This is a genomic window from Agrobacterium sp. DKPNP3, assembly GCF_052686535.1.
Genome location: NZ_JBQYSN010000068.1, coordinates 19,390 through 27,036, shown reverse-complemented (window position 1 = coordinate 27,036; position 7,647 = coordinate 19,390). Strand labels below are relative to the sequence as shown.

General features: G+C 60.5%; 7 protein-coding genes. 1 reads left to right on the top strand and 6 read right to left on the bottom strand.

Annotation, left to right across the window (positions count from 1 at the left end; translation table 11 throughout):
• The 4 genes from ACUTJJ_RS17690 to ACUTJJ_RS17675 all read right to left on the bottom strand — a co-directional run.
• A partial coding sequence (locus tag ACUTJJ_RS17690; protein WP_445542944.1) for an alcohol dehydrogenase catalytic domain-containing protein occupies positions 1–285 on the bottom strand: 285 nt, incomplete at its 3' end.
• A gap of 150 nt (positions 286–435) precedes the next feature.
• Positions 436–837 (bottom strand): MAPEG family protein, encoded by a 402-nt coding sequence (locus ACUTJJ_RS17685; protein WP_296066486.1) that lies wholly within the window; start codon positions 835–837, stop codon positions 436–438.
• A 112-nt stretch (positions 838–949) separates the two neighbouring features.
• The gene (guaB, locus tag ACUTJJ_RS17680; protein WP_144575779.1) at positions 950–2,455 is read right to left on the bottom strand and encodes an IMP dehydrogenase; all 1,506 of its coding nucleotides are present in this window, start codon (positions 2,453–2,455) and stop codon (positions 950–952) included.
• Positions 2,456–2,634: 179 nt separating this feature from the next.
• A complete protein-coding gene (locus ACUTJJ_RS17675) occupies positions 2,635–3,636 on the bottom strand; it encodes an MBL fold metallo-hydrolase (RefSeq protein ID WP_445542943.1) in 1,002 nt (333 codons plus the stop codon).
• Between the two features lie 205 nt (positions 3,637–3,841).
• Here ACUTJJ_RS17675 and ACUTJJ_RS17670 point away from each other — a divergent pair, with 205 nt between their 5' ends.
• Positions 3,842–5,239: an MDR family MFS transporter gene (locus ACUTJJ_RS17670; RefSeq protein WP_445542942.1), complete on the top strand. Its 1,398-nt coding sequence runs from the start codon at positions 3,842–3,844 to the stop codon at positions 5,237–5,239.
• On the opposite strand, the gene ACUTJJ_RS17665 is transcribed toward ACUTJJ_RS17670, so the two are convergent.
• Complete coding sequence (locus ACUTJJ_RS17665; protein WP_445542941.1) at positions 5,240–5,980, bottom strand: RlmE family RNA methyltransferase; 741 nt, start codon at positions 5,978–5,980, stop codon at positions 5,240–5,242.
• Positions 5,977–7,608, bottom strand: a complete 1,632-nt coding sequence (locus tag ACUTJJ_RS17660) for a Ppx/GppA phosphatase family protein (protein ID WP_445542940.1) — start codon at positions 7,606–7,608, stop codon at positions 5,977–5,979. Before ACUTJJ_RS17660 ends, ACUTJJ_RS17665 begins: the two co-directional genes overlap by 4 nt.
• Between the last annotated feature and the right edge of the window lie 39 nt (positions 7,609–7,647).

The window sequence follows — 7,647 nt, the reverse complement described above, 5'->3', positions numbered from 1 at the left end:
GGCGGTGTAGAGCCACGGCGTGCCGGCACGGTCACCTTCCTTGATGCCGGTAACGCCGGCGCCGATCTTGGCGACGTAGCCTGCACCTTCATGGCCTGGAATGAAGGGCGGGTTGGGCTTCACCGGCCAGTCACCCGTCGCGGCGTGCAGATCAGTGTGGCACACGCCAGTCGCCTTGTAGTTGATGAGAATTTCACCGGGGCCGGGATCCGGTATCGCGACTTCCTCGATCGTCAGCGGTTTCCCAAACGCGCGGACCACCGCTGCCTTCATTGTTTTAGCCATGACTTGCTCCCTATCTCCAAACACCTCGAAAACTTTCGACGGCAGGTTGAGATTAACGAGCTTCAGGCGTCATGGAATTGACCCATCGCAAACCGGAACGTTTTGCGAGGCGGGAGTGTCTCAACTTTGAAGCAACCCCATGGTGCTGTTTTATTCAAGCGCCAACCATATGGCGAGCCAGGCCCAGAGGCAGACCAGCAGTGCAAAGCCGATACCGAACAGGGGCGCGCGGTACCGCAGCCTGTTGCTGGTGACGTGCACATAGGAATGCGCATAGCGGGAGATCACGAACAGCCAGGCAAGCACCACGGTCACCACATTGTCTGCATCGGTGATGTAAAGCAGCAGGCAGATGGCGTGAAAGAGAACAGGAAGCTCGAACTGATTGGCGATGTTTCTGTTCACCAGCGCGCTCGTCTGCCCCTCCTCGCCTTTCTCGCGATACTGTGCCACCGCCTCCCTGCTGGTGAGCGTGTGGTTCTTGCGCCGGTACAACAGCAATGCATAAAGAATGAAGACCAGTGAGGCATGGGCTATCATCGGCCAGAACATTGCGGTTGTCGGGGACATGTTTTCTACTCCAATCATGAAAACGCTCCCCGATCCGGCGTGAATCGGGGAGCGCCAAATAGTTCGTATCCTTTTAAGGATTTGGCCTGAAAGATCAAACCGCGCCGGGGTAGTTCGGGCTTTCGCGGGTGATCGTCACGTCGTGGGCGTGGCTTTCCCGCAGGCCGGCGCTGGAAATGCGCACGAAGGTGGCGCGCTCCTGGAATTCCTTGATGTTGCTGCCGCCGACATAACCCATGGCAGCCTTCAGGCCGCCAGCCAGCTGATGCAGAACGCCGGAAACCGGGCCCTTATAGGGAACCTGCCCCTCGATACCCTCAGGCACGAGCTTCAGCGTGTCGCGCACTTCCGCCTGGAAATAACGGTCGGCAGAACCACGGGCCATGGCGCCAACGGAGCCCATGCCGCGATAGGCCTTGAAGGAACGGCCCTGATACAGGAACACTTCGCCCGGGCTTTCATCCGTGCCGGCGAGCAGCGAGCCGATCATGACGGCGGAAGCGCCGGCGGCGATAGCCTTGGCCAGATCGCCCGAGAACTTGATGCCGCCATCGGCGATGACGGGAATGTCAGCCGCATTGGCGGCTTCCACCGATGCCATGACGGCCGCGAGTTGCGGAACGCCCACGCCGGCAACGATGCGGGTCGTGCAGATGGAGCCGGGGCCGATACCAACCTTGACCGCATCCGCACCGGCATCAATGAGAGCCTTGGTGCCGTCGGCGGTGGCAACATTGCCGGCGATGATGCGAACCGAGTTCGACATCTTCTTGACGACTGAAACGGCGTCGAGCACGCGCTGCGAATGGCCATGCGCGGTATCGACGACGAGAAGGTCGACGCCGGCATCGATGAGGCGCTCGGCACGCTCGATGGCGTCCGCACCCACGCTGATGGCTGCGGCAGCGCGAAGACGGCCCTGCGCATCCTTGGTGGCGTTGGGGTTCAACTGCGACTTCTCGATGTCCTTGACGGTGATGAGGCCGACGCAGTTGCCCTTTCCATCCACCACCAGCAGCTTTTCGATGCGGTGCTTGTGCAGGAGACGGCGGGCTTCCTGTTGATCAACGCTGCTTTCCTTGACCGTGACCAGATTTTCGCGGGTCATCAGCTCGTAGATCTTCTGCTGCGGATCGGAGGCAAAACGCACGTCGCGGTTGGTCAGGATGCCAACGAGGCGGCCGCTCTTGTGGCCACCCGTACCGCCATTTTCCACAACCGGAATACCGGAAATGCCATGCGCTTTCATCAGCGCCTGGGCTTCGGCAAGGGTCGCATCCGGGCCGATGGTCACAGGGTTAACGACCATGCCGCTTTCGAACTTCTTCACCTGCCGAACTTCTTCGGCCTGTTCGATGGGGGTCAGGTTGCGGTGGATAACGCCGATGCCGCCAGCCTGGGCCATGGCGATGGCGAGGCGGCCCTCGGTGACCGTGTCCATTGCGGAGGAGAGGATAGGCAGGTTGAGATCGATATCGCGGGCAATGCGGGTGGCGATATTCGTCTGTCCCGGCATGACTTCGGAATGTCCGGGCTGCAGCAACACATCGTCAAATGTGAGAGCGTCCAAACCAGTGGGTGTTTGAATGATGCGTGCCATGACCAAATTCCTTCATACTGAAAATGCGTGGCCGTTCCGGAACGAAAAGTTCACCCCGGCGCCCTGCAAGGATTGCTTGGAAGTTGGCGAGGGCTGGTAACACGTTCATGACAGGAAGGGAATAGAAAAAACCCGGAACAGCGTTCCGGGCTTTGCCTGTTGCTGCATTGCAGCAGATATCAGATATCAAACTGATAGGATTTGGGTACGAAACGGTATCCCACATCCAGCTTTTCGGCATAGCCAACGGCCGGGAATGGCATGTGATACCCGAGGAAGGGCAGCCTATCGGTAGCGATCATGTCAAAGACCTTCTTACGGGTCGCAGCCGCCGCTGCCTTGTCCATGTCGAACTTGACTTCCCAGTCCGGCTTCTGCAGCGAGAGGACGAAGTGGTTCGCGGTATCAGCTGTCAGGATGAGTTGTTTGCCTTCCGATTCGACGCGGAAGATCATGTGGCCCGGCGAATGGCCGAAGGCGGCGATGCCCGTGATGCCGGAGACCACGTCGGCGCCATCGCCAATGAAAGTAGCCTTTTCCGCCAGCGGTTTGACGTTGGCAAGAACACCCTTGTGGCCGCCCTCGGCAGGCGTGCCGACGCGTTTTTCATCCGTCCAGAAGTCATATTCCGCCTGGCCGAAGACATAACGGGCCTTGGAGAAGGCGGGCGCACCCTTTTCCATCAGGCCGCCAATGTGGTCGCCATGCATATGGGTCAGCACCACCACGGTCACATCCTCGGGGGTGTAACCGGCGGCAGCCATGCCTTCGATCAGGCGGCCGTTGCCCGCCCCGCGACCGGCTTCACCAAAGCCTGTATCGAACAGGACGAGATCAGACCCGGTGTTGACGAGAACCGGCGAGAAGGAATTGACGAACTGGTCTTTCGGCAGAAAATTGTCTTCGAGCAATCTACCGACTGTTTCCGGCGATTGGTCGGTGCCGAAGGTCTCTCCCGGATTGGGCGCAGCGCGGGCGCCATCCTTCACGACAAGCACTTCAAAATTACCGAGCTTGAAACGGTTTGTTTCCGGTGGCATCGCGTGTTTGATCTCCATGGAGGTTTGCGGCTGGTTGGCCTGGGCATTGGCGCTGCGCGTCATCAACAGAGGCGCGCCGAGGGCGGTTGCGCCTGCCGCACCAATGAGGCCACGTCTGCTCATGTTCAAGGATTTGGTCATCGTCTTGTCTCCCATATCGCCACCTGGCTGTTTTCCAGCTTAACTTTGCCCAACGGACAATAGAGCCAGAAAGTTGCAAGAAAACCGCCCTCACGCAGGTTTGATCGGAACTTGAGAAATCGCCGATTAACGTGTTGGCAAGGACGTTCATCAGGCGTAGGAGGAAGGCCAACGTCTTGTTGCAGCGAAAGCCGCAGGCCTTCCCATGAACCGCATCATTCCGCTCATCCTGGCAGTCGCCCTTTTCATGGAGCAGATGGACTCCACCGTCATCGCCACCTCTCTTCCGGCGATTGCAAGGGACCTCAATGTCGGGCCGATCACGCTGAAACTCGCACTGACCGCCTATATGGTGGCCTTGGCGATCTTCATTCCGATCAGCGGCTGGATGGCCGACAAATATGGCGCAAAGAAAATCTTCCGTTTTGCCATTGGCGTCTTTGTCGTGGGCTCCATCTGCTGCGCCGTCTCGTCGTCGGTTCTTGAATTCGTCCTGTCGCGCTTCCTGCAGGGCATGGGCGGGGCAATGATGACGCCGGTCGGCCGTCTTGTGCTTTTGCGGACGACCAAGCGCAGCGACCTCGTCTCCGCCATGGCGCTTCTGACGATCCCCGGCCTTGTCGGACCTCTGACCGGCCCGCCGATCGGCGGCTTCATCACCACCTATTTTTCATGGCACTGGATTTTCCTGATCAACGTGCCGATCGGCATCATCGGCATCTGGCTGTCGACGATCTTCCTGCCGGAAATCGAAACCACCAATCCGCCGCCGATGGACGGCAAGGGTTTTGTGCTATCCGGCATCGCCGCCTCTGGCGTCGTTTTCGGCCTTTCCGTCGTCAGCCTGCCAGCCCTGCCGCCCGCGATCGGCATTGCCTCGACCATTATCGGTTTCATCTGCGGTTTTCTTTATCTGCGCCATGCCGCGCGCCACCCTGCCCCCATTCTGGATTTCCGGATTTTCCAGAACGCGACATTCCGGGCCGCCTCCATCGGTGGCACTGTTTTCCGCATTTCCACAGGCGCCATTCCCTTCCTGATGCCGCTGATGTTGCAGATCGGCTTCGGGCTCAATCCGTTCCAGTCAGGCATGATAACTTTTGCTGGTGCAATCGGCGCGATCACCACCAAATTCATGGCCAAGCGGGTGTTTGCGGCGACCGGATTCCGCTCGACGCTGATCGGGGCCGGCATCGTCGGCGCGTTCACCACACTCGCCAACAGCTTCTTCACACCTGAGACGCCCTATCCGCTGATCATGATCTTTCTTGTGACGGCAGGGTTTGCCCGGTCCTTCTTCTTTACCGGATCAAACGCGCTCAGCTACTCCGACATCGAAGACAGCCAGGCCAGTCAGGCGACGTCGATGGCCTCCGTCCTGCAGCAGATCAGCCTGGCGCTCGGCGTTGCCTTCGCTGCCTCGATTCTGGAAGTCAGCAGCATGATGTCAGGCACTCACCTACAACTTGCCGATTTCCACATCGCTTTCATGATCGTCGCACTGGTGTCGCTCTTCGCAATCGTGCCCATCATCCGCATGGATGCGCGCGCCGGCGCGGCCGTCTCCGGCCACCGCGCCAAGGTCTCGCAACCGGCGGAGTGATCAGTCTTCAGAAGCCTCTCCGGCTTCCGCATCAATCTGTGGCGCGTTCTTGCGGCCCTTGAAGTGCTTGGCAAGCAGGAACATCTCCACCGATTCCGAGCGTGACGACGCCGGCTTGATGTGCAGGACCTGCTTGAAATTCTTCTTCAGCATATCCAGCAACGCCTTTTCCGTGCCGCCCTGGAAGGTCTTGGCAAGGAAATGACCGCCTTCCGCCAGAACCTGCACCGCAAAATCTGCCGCGACTTCGCACAGATGCATGGTGCGGATATGGTCGGTTTTCTGGTGACCCGTGGTTGGCGCAGCCATATCCGACAAGACAAGATCGGGCGTGCCGCTAACGGCCTCCATCAGCTTTTCCGGCGCGGTCGGATCAAGGAAGTCGAGCTGCAGGATCTTCACGCCAGGGATTGGGTCGATCTCGAGAAAGTCGATGGCCGCGACGCGTATATCGTCCTCGGTCGAATCCGTGACCTTGGAAGCGATCTGGGACCAGCTGCCGGGCGCGGCGCCCAGGTCGATGATGCGGGTCGCGCCCTTCAGGATCTGATGCTTGTCGTTTATTTCCAAGAGCTTGAAGGCAGCGCGGGCGCGATAACCTTCCAGCTTGGCGCGCTGCACATAGGGGTCATTGATATGACGTTCCAGCCAGCGGCGCGACGAGGCCTTCAGCTTGGTCTTCTTGACCTTCTGGCCGATCTTGCGGCCGGTGCGATTGGTGCTTGTCGGCGCCTTGCTCATGTCAAACCTTCCGTTCTGTCCTGCCGTACCATCTGCATGCGCCTCATGCGGTTGCGCCGCCACGCGCCGTCATCCGCCATCATGTCCGTCAGGAGGCCTTCGCGCAAACCGCGATCCGCCACCCGCATGCGGCGTGCCGGCCAGCGGCGCCGGATGGCCTCAAGGATGGCGCAGCCGGCCAAAACCAGATCGGCCCTGTCAGGCCCGATGCAGGCATTGGCGGCACGGCCGGCGAAATCCCAGGCCAGCAGCTTGTCCTGCATGGCCGTCACCTCGGCGTCAGACAACCACAGGCCATCCACCTTGCGGCGATCGTACCGCGGCAGATCGAGATGCACGCCGGCAAGTGTCGTGACCGTGCCTGATGTGCCAATCAGGTGAAAATCCTCGTGATGCGCCTGCGGCGCGAGCGGCGGGCAATGGAAGGCGTCGAGCAGTCCTTCGACTTCGCGCACCATGGCGGCGAACACGTCTGGCGTCACATCGCGACCGCCATGGCGTTCCGACAAGGTGACGACGCCGACCGGCAGCGAGGTCCAGTGGGTAATATGGTTGGCGAGCCGGTTCGAGCGGTTTTCGCCGACCTTGATCACGGCAATTTCCGAAGATCCGCCACCGATATCGAACAGCACGACGGAACGCGCTTCGCGACCGACAAGAGAGGCACAACCGGAGACCGCAAGGCGCGCTTCCGTCTCGCGGCTGATGATTTCAAGCTTCAGCCCGGTCTCCCGCGTCACGCGCGCCAGAAATTCTTCGCCATTCGATGCCGCGCGGCACGCTTCGGTGGCGATGAGCCGCATGCGCCTGATGGGGCGTCCGGCAAGTTTTGCGGCGCAGACTTTCAGCGCTTCGACCGCGCGGTCCATCGCATCATCAGAAAGACGCCCGCTCGACACAAGGCCTTCGCCCAGCCTGACAATACGCGAGAAGGCATCCACAACCCGGAACTGGCCCGGACGCGTCGGCTGCGCGATCAGAAGACGGCAATTATTGGTGCCGAGATCGAGCGCGGCGTACATATCTGCGGGCGCGTCAGGGCCATGCTCGTGCTGGCGAGCCTGATGACGCGCAGAGGTTTCAGATTGCGGCCGATGCTGTTCCTGGGCAGCGCCATTGGCACGGCCGTTCTGCTTGCCGACATGCTTGGGGGCATGGCTGGGGACTAGCGGACGGCCCTGCGGATCCCGCCCACGCGGATCACGATGTCCGCGCTTACGGTGACGCGACTTCTTCCCCGCGCCAGGCGGCATGGTTGAGGGCGTTGCACCGTCGCTTGCAGAGGGGGGCTGAACCTGCCCGCTGATGGCCACCGCAGCCTGCTGCGATGCGCCTTTTCCGCGAGAGCGCCGGCGGCGCTTTCTCTTGCGCGGCTCGGCATCCGGCTCGAGAGCCGATACGTAGGAGGAACCGGCCGGAACATCCGCGGGAACATCATGCGACAGCACAACGGCGTCACGGGGCTTGCCGTCACGCTTGTGTTTCTTGCCACGACGGGATCGCTTCGCGTTCCCTTTGTTCGCCACCGACGCCCCTTGTTCCGACGGCTTTGGGCCGTTTCCGGGGTCGATCACTGTCTTGTCCATTTCGCCGCGCACAAGCGTAGACGCTATGCTGCTGGCTTTCATAAGGTTTCGTTGGGTGGACAATACCAGCGCATGGAGTTT

Excerpts from the sequence above, each read along its gene's own strand:
- ACUTJJ_RS17685 (WP_296066486.1), bottom strand. The coding sequence starts at position 837 with ATGTTCTGGCCGATGATAGCCCATGCCTCACTGGTCTTCATTCTTTAT.
- ACUTJJ_RS17660 (WP_445542940.1), bottom strand. The coding sequence starts at position 7,608 with ATGAAAGCCAGCAGCATAGCGTCTACGCTTGTGCGCGGCGAAATGGAC.
- guaB (WP_144575779.1), bottom strand. The coding sequence starts at position 2,455 with ATGGCACGCATCATTCAAACACCCACTGGTTTGGACGCTCTCACATTT.
- ACUTJJ_RS17665 (WP_445542941.1), bottom strand. The coding sequence starts at position 5,980 with ATGAGCAAGGCGCCGACAAGCACCAATCGCACCGGCCGCAAGATCGGC.
- ACUTJJ_RS17670 (WP_445542942.1), top strand. The coding sequence starts at position 3,842 with ATGAACCGCATCATTCCGCTCATCCTGGCAGTCGCCCTTTTCATGGAG.
- ACUTJJ_RS17675 (WP_445542943.1), bottom strand. The coding sequence starts at position 3,636 with ATGACCAAATCCTTGAACATGAGCAGACGTGGCCTCATTGGTGCGGCA.